General features: G+C 49.1%; 19 protein-coding genes, 1 pseudogene and 1 riboswitch. Of the genes and pseudogenes, 14 read left to right on the forward strand and 6 right to left on the reverse strand.

What is annotated here, in order from left to right; all coding sequences use genetic code 11:
- Nucleotides 1–57 precede the first annotated feature (57 nt).
- The 4 genes from I2I04_RS20540 to I2I04_RS20555 form a co-directional block, all read right to left on the reverse strand.
- A complete protein-coding gene (locus tag I2I04_RS20540; protein ID WP_008782468.1) occupies nucleotides 58–432 on the reverse strand; it encodes a hypothetical protein in 375 nt (124 codons plus the stop codon).
- A 14-nt stretch (nucleotides 433–446) separates the two neighbouring features.
- Nucleotides 447–701 carry a hypothetical protein gene (locus tag I2I04_RS20545; RefSeq protein ID WP_008782467.1) on the reverse strand — a complete coding sequence of 85 codons (255 nt, stop codon included), beginning with the start codon at nucleotides 699–701 and terminating at the stop codon, nucleotides 447–449.
- Nucleotides 698–1,165 carry a hypothetical protein gene (locus I2I04_RS20550; RefSeq protein ID WP_008782466.1) on the reverse strand — a complete coding sequence of 156 codons (468 nt, stop codon included), beginning with the start codon at nucleotides 1,163–1,165 and terminating at the stop codon, nucleotides 698–700. Before I2I04_RS20550 ends, I2I04_RS20545 begins: the two co-directional genes overlap by 4 nt.
- 425 nt (nucleotides 1,166–1,590) lie before the next feature.
- Entirely contained in the window at nucleotides 1,591–2,073 is a 483-nt protein-coding gene (locus I2I04_RS20555) for a hypothetical protein (RefSeq protein ID WP_016278616.1), read from the reverse strand.
- Between the two features lie 45 nt (nucleotides 2,074–2,118).
- Between I2I04_RS20555 and I2I04_RS20560 the strand changes: the two genes are divergently transcribed.
- From I2I04_RS20560 to I2I04_RS20620, 14 genes and pseudogenes are all read left to right on the forward strand, one after another.
- Nucleotides 2,119–2,361 carry a hypothetical protein gene (locus I2I04_RS20560; protein WP_229096044.1) on the forward strand — a complete coding sequence of 81 codons (243 nt, stop codon included), beginning with the start codon at nucleotides 2,119–2,121 and terminating at the stop codon, nucleotides 2,359–2,361.
- Nucleotides 2,362–2,587: 226 nt separating this feature from the next.
- Nucleotides 2,588–2,780, forward strand: a riboswitch (cobalamin riboswitch).
- Between the two features lie 159 nt (nucleotides 2,781–2,939).
- Nucleotides 2,940–3,908, forward strand: coding sequence for a DUF4465 domain-containing protein (locus tag I2I04_RS20565; protein ID WP_008782464.1), 969 nt, complete (start codon nucleotides 2,940–2,942; stop codon nucleotides 3,906–3,908).
- A 127-nt stretch (nucleotides 3,909–4,035) separates the two neighbouring features.
- Nucleotides 4,036–5,811, forward strand: coding sequence for a PKD-like domain-containing protein (locus I2I04_RS20570; RefSeq protein ID WP_195310121.1), 1,776 nt, complete (start codon nucleotides 4,036–4,038; stop codon nucleotides 5,809–5,811).
- Between the two features lie 8 nt (nucleotides 5,812–5,819).
- Nucleotides 5,820–7,874, forward strand: coding sequence for a DUF4971 domain-containing protein (locus I2I04_RS20575; protein ID WP_195655793.1), 2,055 nt, complete (start codon nucleotides 5,820–5,822; stop codon nucleotides 7,872–7,874).
- An 85-nt stretch (nucleotides 7,875–7,959) separates the two neighbouring features.
- Nucleotides 7,960–9,039, forward strand: a complete 1,080-nt coding sequence (locus I2I04_RS20580; protein ID WP_004320571.1) for a glutaminyl-peptide cyclotransferase — start codon at nucleotides 7,960–7,962, stop codon at nucleotides 9,037–9,039.
- Between the two features lie 13 nt (nucleotides 9,040–9,052).
- Nucleotides 9,053–11,143 (forward strand): TonB-dependent receptor, encoded by a 2,091-nt coding sequence (locus I2I04_RS20585; RefSeq protein ID WP_016278621.1) that lies wholly within the window; start codon nucleotides 9,053–9,055, stop codon nucleotides 11,141–11,143.
- A gap of 4 nt (nucleotides 11,144–11,147) precedes the next feature.
- Nucleotides 11,148–12,287, forward strand: a complete 1,140-nt coding sequence (locus tag I2I04_RS20590) for an ABC transporter substrate-binding protein (RefSeq protein ID WP_008782460.1) — start codon at nucleotides 11,148–11,150, stop codon at nucleotides 12,285–12,287.
- Nucleotides 12,288–13,268, forward strand: coding sequence for a FecCD family ABC transporter permease (locus tag I2I04_RS20595; RefSeq protein ID WP_008782459.1), 981 nt, complete (start codon nucleotides 12,288–12,290; stop codon nucleotides 13,266–13,268). It abuts the gene before it with no gap.
- Complete coding sequence (locus I2I04_RS20600; RefSeq protein ID WP_008782458.1) at nucleotides 13,265–14,020, forward strand: ABC transporter ATP-binding protein; 756 nt, start codon at nucleotides 13,265–13,267, stop codon at nucleotides 14,018–14,020. Before I2I04_RS20595 ends, I2I04_RS20600 begins: the two co-directional genes overlap by 4 nt.
- A 14-nt stretch (nucleotides 14,021–14,034) precedes the next feature.
- A complete protein-coding gene (locus I2I04_RS20605) occupies nucleotides 14,035–14,802 on the forward strand; it encodes a threonine/serine exporter family protein (protein WP_016278623.1) in 768 nt (255 codons plus the stop codon).
- Nucleotides 14,799–15,299 (forward strand): threonine/serine exporter family protein, encoded by a 501-nt coding sequence (locus I2I04_RS20610; protein WP_008782454.1) that lies wholly within the window; start codon nucleotides 14,799–14,801, stop codon nucleotides 15,297–15,299. The genes I2I04_RS20605 and I2I04_RS20610 overlap by 4 nt, the downstream gene beginning before the upstream one ends.
- A 3-nt stretch (nucleotides 15,300–15,302) precedes the next feature.
- Nucleotides 15,303–16,040, forward strand: a complete 738-nt coding sequence (locus I2I04_RS20615) for a DUF6064 family protein (RefSeq protein ID WP_016278624.1) — start codon at nucleotides 15,303–15,305, stop codon at nucleotides 16,038–16,040.
- A gap of 116 nt (nucleotides 16,041–16,156) precedes the next feature.
- Nucleotides 16,157–16,255 (forward strand): annotated as a pseudogene (locus tag I2I04_RS23700) (ABC transporter ATP-binding protein); the annotation flags it as partial.
- Nucleotides 16,252–16,848 carry a DUF2284 domain-containing protein gene (locus I2I04_RS20620; protein WP_016278625.1) on the forward strand — a complete coding sequence of 199 codons (597 nt, stop codon included), beginning with the start codon at nucleotides 16,252–16,254 and terminating at the stop codon, nucleotides 16,846–16,848. The pseudogene I2I04_RS23700 and the gene I2I04_RS20620, both read left to right, overlap by 4 nt.
- Before the next feature lie 100 nt (nucleotides 16,849–16,948).
- Here the strand turns inward: I2I04_RS20620 and I2I04_RS20625 are convergent, their stop codons facing one another.
- Together I2I04_RS20625 and mobV are read right to left on the reverse strand one after the other, a co-directional pair.
- Nucleotides 16,949–18,349 (reverse strand): OmpA family protein, encoded by a 1,401-nt coding sequence (locus I2I04_RS20625; RefSeq protein ID WP_016278626.1) that lies wholly within the window; start codon nucleotides 18,347–18,349, stop codon nucleotides 16,949–16,951.
- Between the two features lie 54 nt (nucleotides 18,350–18,403).
- Nucleotides 18,404–19,861, reverse strand: coding sequence for a MobV family relaxase (mobV, locus tag I2I04_RS20630; RefSeq protein ID WP_016278627.1), 1,458 nt, complete (start codon nucleotides 19,859–19,861; stop codon nucleotides 18,404–18,406).
- Nucleotides 19,862–19,887 lie beyond the last annotated feature (26 nt).

Consider the following 19,887-nt stretch of genomic DNA (forward strand, 5'->3'; position numbering starts at 1 on the left):
AAAACAAGAAAAGATGCGGAACCGGTTGGCTCCGCATCTTTTCTTGTTTTCGTTTTTTTATTCTTTCAGTAAATCATCCATCATGGACTGCAAATTTGCCATGTCACAATATTGGTTATATCCTCCTCTGTAGTCTTTTGCGTGTTGGGCTGTCCGTATCAGAAACGAATCAAGTTCAACTCTTACGCCGCCGCCCATTCGGGCCAACGTGGAAGAGTGCCTGATGTAAACGAACTTGCCGTTGCGCTCGATGAAACATGAGGTATCATAATGTCCTTTTAAGTTGGATGCCACCTGTGCACCGACCGCCGTTGCATATTTGGAAATCTCACGTACCAATGCTGTCTGGAAACTGCGATACTCTTTTGAAACATAGCCTCCTGCATCTGCAAGGATAGCGTTCTGCCATTTGGTATAAAAATTCTGTGCCATATTGATATTTATTATTATTCGTTCCACAAATAACTTTTCCACTTCTCGCCGTCAATGGTCAGTTTGCCCATTTCCCAATCGTATTCCACTTCCGGTATATTGGTATAAGGGAAATTAACGGTATAGCCTATCTGTCCGTATGAGCAATGCAGAGGGGTAACACAAATCTCCCACCCGAAGTAAAGTTGTGGCGTGCAGTATTTTTGCCAGTTGAAACGACCTGCGGCAATATTGCCGCAAAGTCGTTTGAGTATGCCGGTTGTTGTCATTCCGCACCTCCTTTGCTTAGGATAGTAAGCTGTCCGGGACGGTCTGGAAACCAATAGGCATCACTGTCGATATATACGCATCTACCGCCATTCCACGGCTTTCTGAAAGCTAATACTTCTTTGGGGCCAAACACCACCCCATAGTCGTTTGTAAACGCCACCATATCGCCTACAGCCAAACCGCTGTCTGTTTCCATGACTTCGGACAACCGGCTGAAAAACTCCATGCCCTCGGCTTCACGCTCTTTCTTCCAGCGCAGAAATTCCTCTTTGTGGCTTCTCGATGAGCCAATGGGTGATAGCTCCGATGCCAAAACTTCAATCTCAGAAGAACCTGTTGCGACTAAAATAATACTGTCGCTATCCACTTTTTCGGGAGTTGAGATAATTCGACATTCTACATCGTTATCGGCAGTGTGCCGATAAAGGAGGTTGCCTTGCTTGATGAAATCGTACTTGTTCATTGTCTTTTGATTTAGTGATTTTTTTTATTTCCCTTTTCTTGAAGTCTTCTGACTTCGCCCAAAGAGGTTGTTTTCATGTGCGTTCCAAACGGGGGATACAAGAACGACGGACAAGGAACCTGCGATGAAATTTTATGAAATACCGTTATCTCCGATTACGGAAAGTTGTCGTCAAATTTTATTTCAGGTAGCGATAGCGGTACTTGAACCATGTTCGTCCACCGTACCTTTGCACACGAAAACAGATCTGCGGCGTATGTCGGGGCTGTGAAGGGATTATACCCTTAAAACAGGAATATACCGGCAGGGAAGCCGATGGCGGAAACTCGGCAGAGTATGTTATAAAAGTAATCGGGGAGCCTGTGCAAAAAAGAGAGCAACCACCCGCTTTTGAGGCGGGTGATTGCCAATGTTTCGGACAATCATCAGAAGTGATAATCAACAACTCCTCCGATGTAGAGTATCGTTCCCGGTTCAAGCCTACAAACAAACTCCATAAACGCAAAGGACTGTTCGGCAAAAGACTGGCAGCCGTCGCCATCCAAATAGAAATGATAGGCGACATCCAACGGATTTTCTACTGCCTGTTTGAGATAATAGGTCGAACCCCATTCCAACATATTATCTACCGTAAGAGCATCCGCTCTCTTTTTGATATTGGCGACATACTCCTCTTTCCATTGCTCTATTCCACCATTATAGCGCATGGTGTCATCGGATATAAGCTCGAACATTCCGTTGGGTAAGGCATGATTGACCAAATTGGCAATATCCTCTTTACGGTTTTCCTCGTCTATTTCTGAACAATAGTCATAGAAGCTCCCGTCTCCTTGCTGGAGTGTGTCCTCATTCAGATAGTTTTCTTTGTCTATCGGCTCCGTTGAAATTTGAAAAATCCTGCTGTGCATAATTGTAAATTTTAGATTGTCAAACATTTTCTTGTTTCCCTTTTCTTGAAGCTCTTCGGCTTCTCGTCGGGGAATGATTTTTATGCAGGACTGACAGCGGAAAAAGGACGGATAAGGCAAGTAAACAGTGTACGGGATGGAACGGAATACCCAACCGCCGAGTGCAAGGGCAAAACCCGGCTCGACCGGCTTTGTTCTGCAACGAGACGGGGGCTAAAAGCCCATCTTCGATTTGCGGAAGGCTGCCGTGAAGAATATCCGGGAACCGTTAGCGAAAGCGGTACTTGACGACCGGACGCACGCTGTACCTTTGCATAGAAAACCTCTCCGAAGAGAATTGCTGACGTGAGATGAGAAAAAGCCATAATTGAGAAATGTTATTATTCATAAAGGGGAAGGACTATTCATAGTTGTTATAAATGTTTAGTTGGCATGAAAATACAATTCGCACTATAAAATAATCTTTTCTTGAAATAAAAATTAGGGAAAAAGAAACGAGATTAAAAAATAACCATTAACTTTGCACCAGTCAAGTTTCCAATCGAAGCGTCGAATGGAATTAAAAGGGAATCCCGGTGAAAATCCGGAGCTGTACTCGCAGCTGTAAGTCCTATTAAAGTTTATCGCACTCTTTGCCACTGGTGAAAGCTGGGAAGGCGCGATAAGCGGGATGAGCCAGAAGACCTGCTTGATGAGATATGATTTAGTGACCACGGGATAATTGGCATTAGATTAAAATGAACAGAGGCTCGTCCAAAGACACCTAATATTCTTTTTGATAACCGATTTCTCATTCGTTGCAAATCTATCGCAAGGAAAACGAATGTGTAATTAAACTTTTTTGTTTAACTTTTAATAATTGAGTTATGAAAAAGAATCTTAAATTCTTGGCAATGGCTGTTGTAGCAATGGCCGCCGCAGTGTTCACAGGATGTTCGTCCGATGATGACTTCCTTGCTCCGTATGAGGAGAGTGCGATTCAAACCCGCGCGATAAGTTCTACCAATGCGCTTATCAATTTTGATAACGTACCTTCCAGCGTAATGGCTTCTGACCAGTATGGAAACAATCTCTATTCTGCCACGGCCAACGGCAAGCAGGTAACGACCGGCTACATCACTCAAATCGGGCAAACCGGTACGTACATTCAGTTCCCGATTAACTATTTGGAACAAGAATGGGTAAGCGGACAGCCTTGGGAATATGAGTTTTGGAATGGTGGTTTTGCCATCTCTAATTTCCATAATCTGACACAGGGTGATTATGAGAATCAATGTAGCGTTTATGATAAGAATGGCGGTCATAGCGGTAAAAATTTTGCCGTTGCTTTCGGTTATAGCGATTCATACAATGATGCGGGAGCAACCTATGACAAGTGCGCCAAGATTTACTTGACCAATGCAACCGGATATAAAGTCGAAATTCCAAAGAAGCCAGTTAAGGGTACACCGAAATATGGCAAATTCAACAGTGTATGGGTCTGCAATACAACTTATACCTACTTGGTCATGAAGGATGGCAACTCGTTTACACAAGGCTCTTTGTCGGCACAAAAAGGATGGTTTAAGGTGGTATTTGTTGCGTTGGATGCGACGGGTAAACCTACAGGTAAGGAAGTAGAATACTATTTGGCAAACTTCGATTCCAGTAAGGATGCAGAATCAGGCTTGGCCAATCAAATCCGTACTGGTTGGAGCCAAGTGGACTTAAGCGGTTTAGGTGACAGCGTATGTACTGTAGCTATCAATTTTAAAGGAAGCGATTCAAGCGCATACGGATTGAACACTCCTGCTTACGTTGCCATAGACGATATTGATGTAACCGTAAACGAATAACATGAATTTGGGGCAAATGCTTTTTAACGACAAATGCTAAGTATTTGCCCCTTTTTATTATATCCCAATGGAGATTGAAATTAAATACTTTCTTCAAGGGAATTTCAGCGTTAAAATTATAAATATAATGAAGAAGTATTTGCTTTTATTTTCCTTGACGATATTTCTATTTGCATGCAACAAAGACGAAGAAATATCGCAGGACGTGACCGTGCCTCCTGTCATTGAATTGGACAGCGAAGACGGAATCTATGTTGTAAAGATAGGAAAAGAGGTCGTTATTGAGCCGACCTATCAGAATGTCGATTACGCCGTTTATTCATGGAAATGCAACGGTCGTATCATTTCCGATGAGCCTCAATTGAAATACATTTTCAACGAATGCGGTTCGTATTACGTTACCCTGCGTGTGGATACGAGGGATGCCAGCACAGAGGAAGAAATTCGTGTGGATGTCAATGAATTGGCTCCGCCCGTCATTTCATTGGTAACCCCCTCTATAGGGCTTAAAGTTGTCGCAGGACGTGAATATATCCTTACTCCCGACATTCAAAATGCAGAAGGAGCTACTTATTTGTGGACTCTTAACGGGAACGAAGTCGGAACTGAAAATACTTATACATTCAAGCAAGATGAGTTGGGAACTTATGAACTGACTTTAACTGTAGCGAATGAAGACGGACAATCAGAGAAGACAGTTTCTATTGAGGTTGTCGATAAACTTCCAATTGAAATCGTAGTTCCGTCATCTTTATATTTCACCGAGGATAATACCAAATACGTAGAATTAGGACGTACTTTGTTTGTCCGCCCCTTTGTATCAATAAGTGCCGAGCCTTCTTATCAATGGATTTTGGACGGGCAACCGATTGAGGGAGCCAATTCCTTGGTTTACGGTTTCAAACCCTCTAAAACCGGAGAACACACGCTTACTTTTACCGTGAAATACGATAATCAAATAACAAAAGCAACCCTCACTCGTAATATTGCTGTTTCCGGTGTCGATGAAGTCAGTGTCAATATTCCGGTGAAATGTTGTGAAGCGGCCGGAAAAAGACCTTTTGCTGCCGGAAATTCCATTTACAGCAATAAAGTATATGAATTTGTTCCGGCTCCGGGACAATTCGTAAACGAAACGAATACAGCAGGTTTCAATGGGGAAAGCACGCACGAAGCAGCCTGTGCTTACGCACAAAAACGTCTTGATAATGAACAATATGTTTCTCTTGGAGGTTGGGGAGGATATATCGTAGTAGGATTCGACCACAGTATCGAAAACAAAGGCGGTTATGATTTTTCCATCAAAGGAAATGCCTTTGATTCGTCAAATGAACCGGGCATTGTATGGGTAATGCAAGATGTCAATGGAGACGGCTTGCCCAACGATGAATGGTATGAACTGAAGGGTTCTGAATATGGAAAACCCGAAACCATTCAGGACTATGCCGTAACTTATTTCCGTCCCGGTCCCAACATGGATACTCAATGGCAGGACAACAAGGGAAATAAAGGAGCGATTGACCGTCTCGGCAACTATCACCCGCAAGAGTTTTATTATCCTTTGTGGATTGAAGCGGATTCCTATACGTTATACGGCACATGCCTGAAAGCACGTACCGAACAAAGCCCGTCGACAGGCATGTGGTCCAATAATCCGTTCGGGTGGGGATATGCCGATAATATTGGTGATGATATGCCCAATAAAGACAATCCTAACGCGGGAGCACTTGGAAACTATTTTAAGATTTCCGATGCGCTCAATATCGACGGTACACCTGCAAACCTTTCCCATATCGACTTTATCAAGGTGCAGACCGGAGTCAATGTAAAAGCCGGATGGTTAGGGGAAAATTCCACGGAAGTTTTCAAGTTCTGTGATGAAAACAACAATAACGACAAATAAAATTCATTATGAACAAAATATATCATTTCATCCTATTCTGTTTCGCTACGCTCTGCCTTGCTGCATGTAGTGATGACGACCCTGAAGTAAGCGGAATAGACGGCAAGGATCACTTCATCTCCGAGTTTGCTCTAACTGTAGATGGCATTACCTATCAAGCCATGATAGTCGGGGACAAGATTACAGTTGAGATACCTTATAATACCAGTCTGAAAGGGGCTACCGTAGAGTATGCCCTTTGCGAGGGAGCCTCTATTAACCCGAATCCATCGACCATAGAGGATTGGGAGAATGAATGGAAATTCGTAGTCACCTCCAGAATGCAGGAGAGCAAAGTATATTCCTATACTTATCAATATGCAGACATCGAACAGAGCGGCAGCGTGGTACTTGCCACGCAATCCGAGGTGGATAATTTTGCCAAGACAGGAATAAACAAAATCGAAGGCAGCCTGACCATCGGAACGGCAGACGGAGAAGAAATCACCAATCTGGACGGACTTGCCAACCTGAAACAAATCAGTAACTCCCTTGTCATCAATCCGTCTTACAAAGGAACGGATTTGACGGGGTTGGATAATCTGGAACAACTCGGAAGTTTCAAATTAGGATCGACAACTTCTACCAGTAAAAACATAACGCTCAAAACGGTTAATCTGCCCTCTTTGCTTGGAGTGACCGGCGATTTTGTCGTTAACAGTTCTGTCATTGAAAAAATATCCATACCCAAAGTCGAGTTCATTGGTGAGGATATGTATATAACCTCCGATGCTTTGCTTGATTTGGATGCAAATGCCGTTGAATCTGTCGGAGCTTCCTTAATTGTCAAAGGTTCGGTAGCACAAAAAGAATCAGCGACAACCGAAGCCATTGTTTTCTCAGCGCTCAAACGGGTCGGGAATGAACTTACAGTCCAATATTTTCCCAAACTGCAAGGAATTTATCTACCGGCATTGGAAAGTGTGGCCGGTACTGCCTCATTCTCCGATATGTCCTCCATCGGAAGTCTTGCAATGACCGAATTACATTCGGTTGGAGGACTGACTATAAAAAATTGCAAAGAGATTTCCATTGTTGAACTTCCCGGTCTTATTTCCTGCGGAGAGACCAGTGTGGATGCGAATAAAGTCAATAAGTTTAATATATCTTCTTTGAAAGATGTACTCGGTGATATGACTTTAAGTAATCTGCTCATAGAAGAACTGGATTTGTCCCAGATAAATTTTAACGGAAATACACTTACCCTACAATGTAAGCAACTAAATAAAATCGTAGGTTCGGAAACATTTAACGGTAGCCTTCTTCTGCTTCCTAAAAATTCTCGATTGACCGAATTGACTCTTGAGGGAATCTCAAATATAGAGGGCGACTTCCAATGCAAAGATTATTTTTATGTAAAAGAATTTGTTATGCCATTTATTCGTGTGGCAGGAAATATGACTATTGCATTGAATTCGGGAAGTGTTGATACGGGTGCGGAAATTGAATTTCCTAAATTGCAGGAAATAGGAGGTACTTTAACATTAGAAAATAATACGAATGCAAATAATATTACCTTCCCGTCATTGAAAAAAATTCTCGGTTCATGTTCGGTTACGACTGATTATCTTAAGAATGATATTGAGTTTACCAGTTTGGAAAGCATTGGGACGGATGGAGCAAATACACAAATTGAGTTTAAGATTGATGTTACTAATATTTTATGTCCCAAATTAAAAACGATAAACGGACTGTTTAATATTGTAACATCTACTGTTGTATGGGGTATGACGGCTGATGAGGTGTCTTATCCTACCGTTGAATCAATATCCGAAAATCTTTCAATAACATGCCCGTATTCTGATTTTGGTTCTAATGGTATTTTGTCCATTGATTTTTCAGGTCTCAAATCAGTAAAAGGGATTAGTATAAGCGGGCAAGGAGATGTTAGCGATTTCAGTTCTTTCAAATACCTGTTTGAAAACAATGTTCTAACAGGAGAATCTCAATGGTCTGTCAGAGAATGTGCTTATAACCCCACATACCAAGATATGAAAGACGGGAAGTACAAGCCTGCCGAATAGATAACCAAACAATAAGTTTTCTGCCAATCCTCGGTATGCTTACCGTAAGGTAAGACTACCGGGGATTAACTATAAAAATAACGGTATGACCTATCACCAATTGAAATATCTGCTATGGAGCGTAGTTGTCGGAGTGACACTATCCTTGACATCCTGCATGAAGTGGGACTACGGCGATGCCGTAGAAGACTTCAATGCCACGGGAGCCGGACTGTTCATCACCAACGAGGGCAACTTCCAGTACGGCAATGCTACCTTGTCCTATTACGACCCTGCGACCAAACAGGTACAGAACGAAATCTTCTTCCGTGCCAACGGCATGAAACTCGGCGACGTGGCGCAGTCGATGACCATCTACGACAACAAGGGCTGGGTCGTGGTGAACAACTCCCACGTGATTTTCGCCATCGACCTGAACACCTTCAAGGAGGTGGGACGCATCGAGAACCTGACCTCGCCGCGCTACATTCATTTCCTAAGCGACGAAAAAGCCTACGTCACCCAACTGTGGGACAACCGCATCTTCATCATCAACCCGAAGAAATATGAAATTACCGGCTACATTCAAGTGCCGGACATGACGATGGAAAGCGGCTCGACGGAGCAGATGGTGCAGTACGGCAAATACGTCTATTGCAACTGCTGGTCGTATCAGAACCGCATCATCAAAATCGACACCGAAACCGACCAAGTGGTCGATGAACTGAAGGTCGGCATACAACCGACATCGCTGGTCATGGACAAGTACAACAAGATGTGGACGGTGACCGACGGCGGTTACGAAGGCAGCCCCTACGGTTACGAAGCCCCGTCGCTCTACCGCATCGACGCCGAGACATTCACGGTGGAGAAGCAGTTCAAGTTCAAGTTGGGCGACTGGCCCTCGGAGGTACAGCTCAATGGCGACAGGGACAAACTCTACTGGATCAACAAGGCCATTTGGAGCATGGACGTGACAGCCAGCCATGTGCCGGTGCGTCCGTTCCTCGAATACAGCGGCACGATTTATTACGGACTGACGGTAAACCCCGCCAACGGGGAAGTATACATCGCCGATGCCATCGACTACCAGCAGCAGGGCATGATTTACCGCTACTCGCCCGAAGGGAAATTGATAGATGAATTTTATGTCGGGATTATCCCCGGTGCATTTTGTTGGAAATAAGAAAGGAGGCAATATGAAAAGACTATATCTGTTCTTCGCTTTGGCAGCATGTCTCCCCACGACACTCTTCGCGCAGCAGACGGAAAGCAAAAAGCGGTCGGACTGGCATCTTACCATACCGGAAGTCACGGTCATCGGACATCGGCCGATGAAAGAAATCGGTGTGCAGAAGACGAAGTTCGATTCACTCGCACTGAAAGAGAACATCGCCCTCTCGATGGCCGACATCCTGACGTTCAACTCGTCCGTATTCGTCAAGAGCTACGGACGCGCCACGCTCTCGACCGTCGCGTTCCGAGGAACGTCGCCTTCACACACGCAAGTGACATGGAACGGCATGCGCATCAACAACCCCATGCTCGGCATGACAGACTTCTCCACCATTCCGTCCTACTTCATAGACAACGCATCGCTGCTGCACGGTACTTCATCGGTGAACGAGACTGGCGGTGGACTGGGCGGTCTGGTTAAGCTTGGTACCACCCCCACCGTTGCCGAAGGGTTCAACGCCCAGTACGTGCAGGGCATCGGATCGTTCCGGACATTCGACGAGTTCGCCCGCTTCACCTACGGAAGCGAGCGGTGGCACATCTCCACCCGTGCGGTCTATTCTTCCTCGCCCAACGATTACAAGTACACCAACCACGACAAGAAGATAAACATCTACGACGAGGACAAGAACATCATCGGGCAGTATCACCCTAAAGAGCGCAACCGCTCCGGGGCGTTCAAGGACCTGCACCTGCTTCAAGAGGTCTATTACAACACCCGCAAAGGCGACAAATTAGGCCTGAACGCATGGTATATCAACTCCAACCGGGAACTTCCGATGTTGACGACCGACTACGGAGATGCAACCGACTTCGAGAACCGCCAGCGGGAACAGACTTTCCGCAGTGTCCTTTCGTGGGATCATATCAAAAGCAACTGGAAACTCGGCGTGAAAGGCGGTTACATACACACATGGATGGCCTACGACTACAAGCGTGAGGTCGCACCTGATAACTGGGCGTCGATGACCCGTTCCCGTAGCAAGGTAAATACGTTCTACGGGCAGGCTGAAGGTGAATACAGTCCGACAAAACGTTGGTTTTTCACCGCTAACGTATCGGCTCACCAGCATTTGGTACGCAGTGAGGACAAGAATATCATCTTGCAGGACGGAGGCAAAGCCATCGTGGGCTATGACAAAGGACGCGTGGAACTTTCCGGCTCCGTATCTGCCAAGTGGCAACCGATAGACCGGCTTGGCATGTCGGTTGTGTTGCGAGAAGAAATGTACGGTTCCGAGTGGGCTCCGCTTATACCGGCTTTTTTTATTGACGGCATCATTTCTCCGAAAGGGAATGTGATGCTCAAAGCTTCTGTTTCACGCAATTACCGTTTCCCGACGCTGAATGACCTCTATTTTCTGCCCGGTGGCAATCCCAATCTGAGAAACGAGCATGGTTTCAGCTACGATGCAGGTGTAAGTTTCGAGGTCGGCAAAGAAAATGTCTATAAGTTGAGCGGCGGCGTGAACTGGTTCGATTCCTACATCGACGATTGGATTATCTGGCTGCCCACCACCAAAGGCTTCTTTTCGCCCCGCAACGTGAAGAAGGTACACGCCTACGGCATCGAGGTCAAGGCGAACCTGGCCGTGCAGCCGGCAAAGGATTGGCTCATTGACCTGAACGGTTCCTATTCGTGGACACCCTCTATCAACGAGGGCGAGAAAATGTCACCTGCTGACCAGTCGGTGGGCAAACAGTTACCCTACGTGCCGGAGCATTCCGCCTCGCTGACAGGACGGTTGTCGTGGCGGTCGTGGGCGTTCCTTTACAAGTGGGCGTTCTACTCGGAGCGTTTCACCATGTCGAGCAACGACTATACGCTGACAGGACACCTGCCCGAATATTTCATGAGCAACGTCTCCTTGGAGAAAAACCTCTTTTTCAAACCGGTGGACGTGCAGTTGAAATTCGCCGTCAACAACCTTTTCAATGAAGATTACCTCTCGGTACTCTCGCGCCCCATGCCCGGCATCAACTTCGAGCTGTTCATCGGTATCACCCCGAAGTTCGGGAAAAACAAGAAAAAGTCCGTAAACACAAATTTGTAACGATATGAAAGCATTGAAAAATCTGAGCCTGATATTGCTGCTTGTACTGACATTCACAGGCTGCCATGATAAGAGTTCCAAACTTGCCGATTTCAACCGAGCGGTCTATACACCCGAATACGCTTCGGGGTTTGACATAAAAGGTGCAGACGGCAAAAAGAGCGTATTGGTTACCGTCACGAACCCTTGGCAGGGAGCTGACAGCATTACCACATACCTGTTCATCGCCCGTGACGGAGAAAGCGTACCCGAAGATTTCACCGGTCAGGTGCTCGGAAAAGATGCCGAGCGCATCATCTGCATGTCCTCTACCCATATCGCCATGCTCGACGCAATCGGTGAAACGGGACGCGTAGTCGGCGTGTCAGGCATCGACTACATCTCCAATCCCGACATTCAGGCACGGCGGGACAGCGTTGGAGATGTAGGCTACGAAGGGAATATCAACTACGAATTGCTGCTCTCGCTCGACCCTGACCTCGTGCTGCTCTACGGCGTGAACGGGGCAAGCTCGATGGAGGGCAAGCTCAAAGAACTGGATATTCCGTTCATGTACGTCGGCGATTACCTCGAAGAATCGCCGCTGGGCAAAGCCGAATGGCTGTTGGCACTTTCGGAGATCATCGGAAAACGGGCGGAGGGCGAAAAAGTATTCGCGGAAATCCCCGTCAGATACAATGTCCTGAGAAAGAAAGTAGCGGACAATGTTCTCGATGCCCCGTCGGTGATGCTCAACACCCCTTACGGCGACAGCTGGTTCATGCCCTCGACCGAAAGCTATGTCGCCCGAATGGTCAAAGATGCCGGAGGCGATTACATCTACAAAAAGAACACGGGCAATGCCTCGGTGCCCATAGACCTGGAGGAAGCCTACCTGCTGGCCTCGCAAGCCGATATGTGGCTGCATGTGGGTATGGCGAACACGCTCGACGAGCTGCGAGCCGCCTGCCCGAAGTTCATCGACACCCGCTGTTTCCGTGGTGGACAGGTCTATAACAACAACGCCCGCACCAATGCTGCTGGCGGCAACGACTACTATGAGTCTGCAGTCGTAAATCCCGACCTCGTGCTGCGAGACCTCGTGAAGATATTCCACCCCGAACTGGTCGAGGAAGATTTCGTCTATTACAAGCAACTGAAATAGATGCGCTCCCGTTCCGTCCTATTGTTTACCGCACTGGCTGCCCTCACCCTTTTCCTGTTTTTGCTGGATTTGGCGGTGGGGGCTGTCGCCGTACCGCTCGGTGATGTTTGGGCGGCCCTGACGGGCGGCGATTGTCCGCGAGCGACGGCGAAAATCATACTGAATATCCGACTGATTAAGGCGGTGGTCGCGTTGCTGGCCGGAGCCGCCCTGTCGGTCAGCGGACTCCAGATGCAAACCCTCTTCCGCAATCCGCTTGCCGGCCCCTACGTGCTCGGCATCAGTTCGGGCGCGAGCCTCGGCGTGGCACTCGTCGTACTCGCCGGTGTCGGCTCGTCGATAGGCATCGCTGGGGCGGCATGGCTCGGAGCGGCAATCGTGCTGGTCGTCATCGCCGCCGTCGGACACCGCATCAAGGATATCATGGTAATTCTGATTCTCGGCATGATGTTCTCGTCGGGAATCGGTGCGATTGTCCAAATATTGCAGTATGTTGCCAACGATGAATCCTTGAAAATGTTCGTCGTCTGGACGATGGGGTCGCTCGGCGATGTGACCTTCAACCAGCTTGCAGTGCTTATCCCGTCGATTGCCACCGGACTGTTGTTGGCGGTGGTGACGATCAAGCCGCTCAACCTGTTGCTGTTCGGCGAGGAGTATGCCGTGACGATGGGGCTGAACGTTCGTCGCTCACGCGGACTGCTGTTCCTCTCCACGACGTTGCTGGCCGGCACTGTGACCGCCTTTTGCGGTCCGATAGGTTTCATCGGGCTGGCCATGCCCCACGTCACGCGGATGCTGTTCCGCAACAGTGACCATCGGGTGCTCGTGCCGGGAACCGTTCTTTCGGGTGCTTCCGTGCTGCTGCTTTGCGACCTTGTTTCCAAACTGTTCACCCTGCCGATCAACGCCATCACCGCATTGCTGGGAATCCCCATTGTGGTGTGGGTGGTCTTGCGCAACAAATCCGTTACAGCATGATAGAGTTACACGATTTTTCCATAGGCTACGGCGAGCGAACTTTGCTCTGCGAGGTGGAAGCCACCATAGAAAAAGGCAAACTGACAGCCCTTATCGGGCGCAACGGCACGGGCAAATCGACGCTGCTCCGCGCCATCGCCGGACTGAACCGCCGTTATGCCGGTCGAATCCTGCTCGACGGGCATAACGCCGCCGATATGCGGGTTGCAGAGAGGGCAAGAACACTGGCATTCGTCACGACCGAGCGCACACGCATCGCCAACCTCAAATGCGAGGACGTCGTGGCTATCGGCCGCGCACCCTATACCAATTGGATAGGAAGGATGCAGAAGGCCGACACGGAGATCGTTATGCGGTCGCTCGCCTCGGTAGGCATGGAGGACTATGCGGAACGCACGATGGACAGGATGTCGGACGGCGAGTGCCAGCGCATCATGATTGCACGGGCATTGGCGCAGGATACGCCGATTATCCTACTTGACGAACCCACCTCGTTTCTCGATATGCCCAACCGCTACGAATTGTGTACGCTACTGGCACGGCTGGCGCATGAAGAAAACAAGTGCATCCTTTTTTCCACTCACGAGCTGGATATCGCCCTGTCGCTCACCGATGCGATAGCCCTTATCGACCCGCCCTGCCTGTCGTGCCTGCCGACCGAAGAGATGCGCCGGAGCGGTTGCATCGAACGGCTGTTCCGTAATAATTCCGTGACGTTCGATACCGCGACAGGTATGGTAAAAGCCCGATAAATAATGATCCGCATATGAAAACGCAGCAGGAACTTTGCGATATACTCGGTTTCATCGCCGAATATGCGACCTATCAACTCGGTTCGGGTGTGCACACCTCTCGGGTAATACGCAATGCGCAACGGATCGGCGAGGCGCTGGGTGTGGACGTTCAGTTATCGAGTTTCCAAAAGAGTACGATACTGACGGTGCTCGACACCGTAAGCGGCGAGTCCGCAACCCGTGTTGTGGCAATCCCGTCGCTCCCCATCAGTTTCGAGCGTAACTCCGATCTGAGTGCCCTGAGCTGGGACGCATTGGACGAGGGCCTCTCGCTCGACGAGATCCGCAGCCGTTACCGGACGCTGGTTGACAAACCGCGCATGGACCCAATCTTCACGCTCGTGGTCGTCGGGCTGGCCAACGCCTCATTCTGCAAGCTCTTCGGCGGCGACTGGACGGCCGTGGGCATCGTCTTCACGGCGACACTCGTGGGCTTCGCCGTCAAACAGCGCATGCAGGCCCACGCTGTCAATCACTTCCTCGTCTTCGCCTGCTCGGCTTTCGTCGCCTCGCTCTGCGCCACGGCAGCCTTGCGGTTCGACTGCACGGCCGAGATAGCGCTGGCAACAAGTCCGCTCTTCCTCGTGCCGGGCGTGCCGCTCATCAACGGGGTCATCGACATCATGGAAGGACACGTCCTCATGGGGGGCAGCCGGCTGGTTAACGCTCTGCTGCAGATTGTCTGCATCGCCGTCGGTTTGTCGGCCACTTTGTTAATGGTTAAAGATTCGCTGCTATGATCGTGACGGATATTCTGCTCGACGGCCTCTTCGCCGCTGTCGCCGCCATCGGATTCGGGGCCATCTCCGACCCGCCGATGCGGGCCTTTCCACGCATCGCCCTGCTTGCCGCCATAGGCCACGCCTTGCGTTTCACGCTGATACACTGTGCCGCACTGGATATCGCCACCGCATCGCTTTTCGCGGCCTTTGCAATCGGCATGGGCAGCCTGTGGCTCGGCCGCGGCGTCCGCTGCCCGATGACCTGCCTCTACATTCCGGCTCTGCTGCCGATGGTGCCGGGCATCTACGCCTACAAGACGGTCTTCTCGCTCATCATGTTCCTCCAGTCGCTCGATCGGGCCGACGAGGGTATGCGCTACATGCAACAGTTCTTTCTCAATGCCACCGTATCGCTGAGTGTCATTGCGCTGCTTGCCGCCGGTGCCACGCTGCCGATATTCATCTTCAAACGCCGGGCTTTCTCGATGACCCGACGCACACGAAAAAATAGTTAGGTTATGGAAATCTTTTGGAACACGATCGCGGCCTACAATGCCGCAACCTGGCCTGCGCAGATCGGTTTCACGCTCGTGGCGGCCATGCTGCTTGTGCTACTCTACCTCCGTCCGACGCCCGCAGTACGGATCGCCATGAAACTCTTCATGGCGTTTCTCAACTTCTGGATCGCCGGAGTCTATTACATGATCTATTGCCGTCCGCGCGAATATCACGGCATGCTGGCGCTTTTCTGGGCCATAATGGGTGGAATATGGATCTATGAGCTGCTGGTGAAGCACGCCTCGCTCGAACGCACCGGCCAGCACAACGCATTCGCTATCCTGCTCCTTGTCATGCCGTTGATATATCCACTCTGCTCGCTGGCGCTGGGCCACGAATTCCCCATAATGACCTCGCCCGTCATGCCCTGTTCGGTGGCGGTCTTCACCATCGGACTGATGCTCGCCTTCTCGGAGCGGGTCAATATCGTGCTGGCGATGTTCCTCTGCCACTGGGCACTCATCGGTCTGTCGAAAGTCTACTTCTTCGGCATCCCCGAAGACTACCTGCTGGCGTGCAGCACCATACCTGCACTCTACATCTTCTTTCGGGAGTATGTCCGAAGCAACGCCGACCGGCCGATGAAACCCTCGGCCCATGTGCTCGATGCGTTGCTCATTACGCTGTGCCTGGTCATCGGCATCTTCTTTACTTTCACGTTATTGCACCAGCTTGACCTATTCACTCGAATCATCTGATTTATATGCGCATGCTCAAACAAATATTTTACCGTTGCAATGGACTCGAGCCGATAAACCGGCACATCACTCGATATAGCCTTTATAGTCCTTTTCCCGGACAACCGGTTCTGTTGACCGAGGAGATGCGTCGGAGCGACTGCATTGAACGGCTCTTCCGAAATAATTGCGTGACGTTCGATATCATAACAGGTTTCATTAAAGTAAAGCAATGAAAAAAGGATATGTAACAGAGAATTTCACGGCAAATATAAGCGTGGACGAATACATTTCACGCTTCCGAGACGAAAAACGTTTTGTCGAATTTTGCAAACAATGCCCCAACTACGGTAATAGTTGGGGATGTCCGCCGTTCGATTTCGATACCGGAGAATTTCTGCGCCAATACAAGTATGCCTATCTTATAGCTACCAAAATTGTTCCTATCGAAAAAGGCATCCCGATAGACAAATCACAAGAGTTAATCAGGCCTGAACGAATCAGGGTAGAAAAAGAACTGTTGAAACTGGAACTCAGATTCGGAGGTCGGGCATTCGCCTATGTCGGCAAGTGTTTATATTGTCACGGTGCGGAATGTGCCCGCAAGTGCAACCGTCCTTGTCTGCATCCGGACAAAGTACGTCCCTCGCTTGAAGCATTCGGGTTCGATATAGCACGTACTCTCTCGGAACTTTTCGGGATAGAACTGCTCTGGGGAAAGAATGGAATTCTACCGGAATATCTTGTACTCGTAAGCGGATTTTTCCATAATTCGACAAAAAATATTATCAGTCATACGAATCGTAATCAGAATTCAGTAAACCTATAATCTTATTACTCTCATTGATAATGTCATGACAGCTATTTACCAGAAAGTCCCTGCAATCCGAATTATGGATTGAGGGACTTGATAACAATGAATGTAAGAACTAAAAGAACAGCTCTACTTTCGTATGCCTGTTGGCTTCGACCGGCACATGGTCGGCTATGCCCCCCCTGCTTACCTTGACGATGCGTTCGATTGGTATGCCACGCTTTTCTAATTCTGCAACGATATGATCCGCTCTCAATGTGCTTAATGAACCATTAAGCACGGGAGTTCCAGTCGAACTGTCGGCCGCACCAGTTACTTTCACGGATAATCCGTATTTCTTGGCCACGCGAGCCAGTTCATCAAGGTTAAGCATTTGGGAAGCATCCGTCAGGTGCGCCGTGTTGAGATTGAAAAAGAAATAGACAGGCGACCCGATGCAATTTCCGGCTTGTATGAGTTCCGTCCTTTCAGAGACGATTATGCCCCGTTTTTCGGAATCATCTCCGTTGTTGCCATATACAATACTTGCAGAATCAAGTGGCGATATTCCATCCCAATGCCGGTTTTTCAATCTTGCCCGAAGTGAGTTCAATCCGCTGTAATTATTTCTGGGATAACCTTGACGGCGGTCGGTCTCATCGTCATTAACCAGATGACCGTACTTGTCAAGCAAGCCTTCTATTTCCAGAATTTTCTGCAATTCTGCGAGCGTCCGTCGGTTGCGGTCGTACCAGTCTTTATAACGCTTGTTTTCTCCGGACAAGACATTGGCATAATCCACGAGCCACTCATTCTGACGAATGTAAGATGTCGCATCAACCGCGCGTTTCCAACCGACCTTTCCGAGATGAAACGTGAAACCGGCGGTCAGCGATACCATGTGGTCGCCGAGGCGGTTCGGGCGTCCGTAACCATCGAAGTCCTGAAAGGTGGTCGTGCCGGAGAGTTCCAATATGGCACTTACTCGTTTGGATATCCGATATTCTCCCTGTACGCCATACGAAACGGCAAAGGGATTATTCCCGTTAGAGGCGTTGTGCAGCAGGCCGACACCGGCAAAGGGAGCAAGATTCCAGCGTACCTGTTCTTGCCGGGCATATCTGCGGCCAAGGACATTCCACAGCAGATCCGCATGGATATGGTGGTAGTCCTGATTGGACAATGTGCCATCTTTGAACTGCACACCGCTGTAATTGATACGTGCGCCGACGGACGGAGTGAACCATTTTCCGACTGCGAAGCTGTACGAGGGTTTCAAGCGTCCGAAGAGGTCTTCGCAGCCGAGAGGTGTGCCGAGAAAGGCGGACGTACCCCCGGCAATGCTGACAAACCAGTTGCCAGTCCGGGATGCCGGAAGTACCACTCCATCAAGATAGACGGGCTGTATCGGTTGCAGTTTCTCCGAGACATCATAGTACGGTGTATGTTGTACAGTATCCACCTGTATGGGTCGTACACTTGCCTGTGCCTGCAACGTGCAAAGCACGGCCAATATAAAAAAGATTTGTTTCGTCATATTCCAATGATATTATTCGTTATACTTTTTGATTTGTAGTAAGGCGTATGCCACTTACCGTTTAGGTTTCTTGCCAATGGCCGGACGCATCATGCGGCTCGCCATCCTCATGCAGCGGAGTGCCCATGCACGGTTGTCCTCGTCCTCGTCGCGCCCCCATTTCAGGTCGCTGCCGCCACCTCCGCCGCCACGAGTTTCGGCAAAAGTGGTGGCATCATCGACCATACCGAGAAACAGCATCGTCGCGCAGTGCATCACGTCCGTACCTTGTTCCGCTATGGACTGGACGAGCGAGCCGTCGAACAGTTGCCGTTCCGCCACGTCCATCTGTGCCGATACGTTCTTATACTCGCCGACCACATTTTCCAGCAGGACATCCTTGAGCAACGTGTCCACTTTGGAATGTACATCATGGGAGTATTTGTAGGCTTCCTCCTTGAGTTCCCCGGTACGTTCCTCAATGGCATACATGTTCTCTTTCAGCTCGGCAAGCTGCCGGTCAGCCGTCTGCAATTTCTCCTGCTTGTCTGCCAGTTGCCAGTTGATTCCAGCCAGTTCTTTTTCCAGACTTTTCACTTGTGCGGCTAATTGTTCCGCATCGCCCTTGTTCGCTTTCAAATCCTGTTCGGCTGCCGATAGCAGGACCTCTTTTTCGGCTTTCGACTTCTCAAGGTTATCGACCATTGTCGTAAGCCCCTTGACCCTGCGCTCTGCCAGACGGATGTCCGATTGGAGGTCAGCCAAAATTTTTTGATGACGGCTGATATTTTCCTCGATGGTCGTACATTCTTCCGATAGCATACGGCGGTATTCTTCGGTAGTCCTGTGCCGTGCGCCTGTTTCGGATATGCTTGTTCCTCTCGACATTCCCCACCTTGTATTGACTTCGGTGAAAAAGTCGGTATGAAGCTGTTTCATCCTTGCGCTGTATTCAAACTTGTCCTTACCGGCGAATATTTCCTTGTACGCAAAACGGCCGTCTTTGATTGGCAACAAAGTACAATGCACATGAGGGTTCAATTCGTCAAGGTGTACGATGAATGCGGCGATGTTCTGCTCGCCATATTTGCCACTCACGAATGAATAGACGTCTTTCGCCCAGCGTTCAATATCGCTCATTCTTTTGATACGGGTATTGTCCGCACCTTCATCAAAATCCACGTTCTGCGTGCCGAACGCGAGTTCGTGCATCCGCTTACGGGAACCGCCGAAAATGAAGTTCACCACCGTGCGGTACTTCGGTTCTGCCAGTCCTTCGTTGGGGTCTTTAATCCCGCGCCTGTTCAATATGTCCGCCATCCGTTCGGGAATGTTGCGGCTCGTGTCGATGGGACGTACCTTGCCTCCGGGTGCAATCTCGAAGTTCAGGTGTTTGCGTGTGGGGTCGTAATTCCCCTTATCCATAGCGTACTTTTCCGCCCTTTCACTGCGATCGCGCAAATGTTCGTTGCTCTGGGCTGCGGTGATGCCTTTCGACACCTTCACATCAAGTACCTGTTTTTGATCTGCCATACTCTTTTCGTGTTGTTTCGGACAAT

This window comes from Bacteroides sp. 1001136B_160425_E2, assembly GCF_015559655.1.
GTDB lineage: Bacteria > Bacteroidota > Bacteroidia > Bacteroidales > Bacteroidaceae > Bacteroides > Bacteroides luhongzhouii.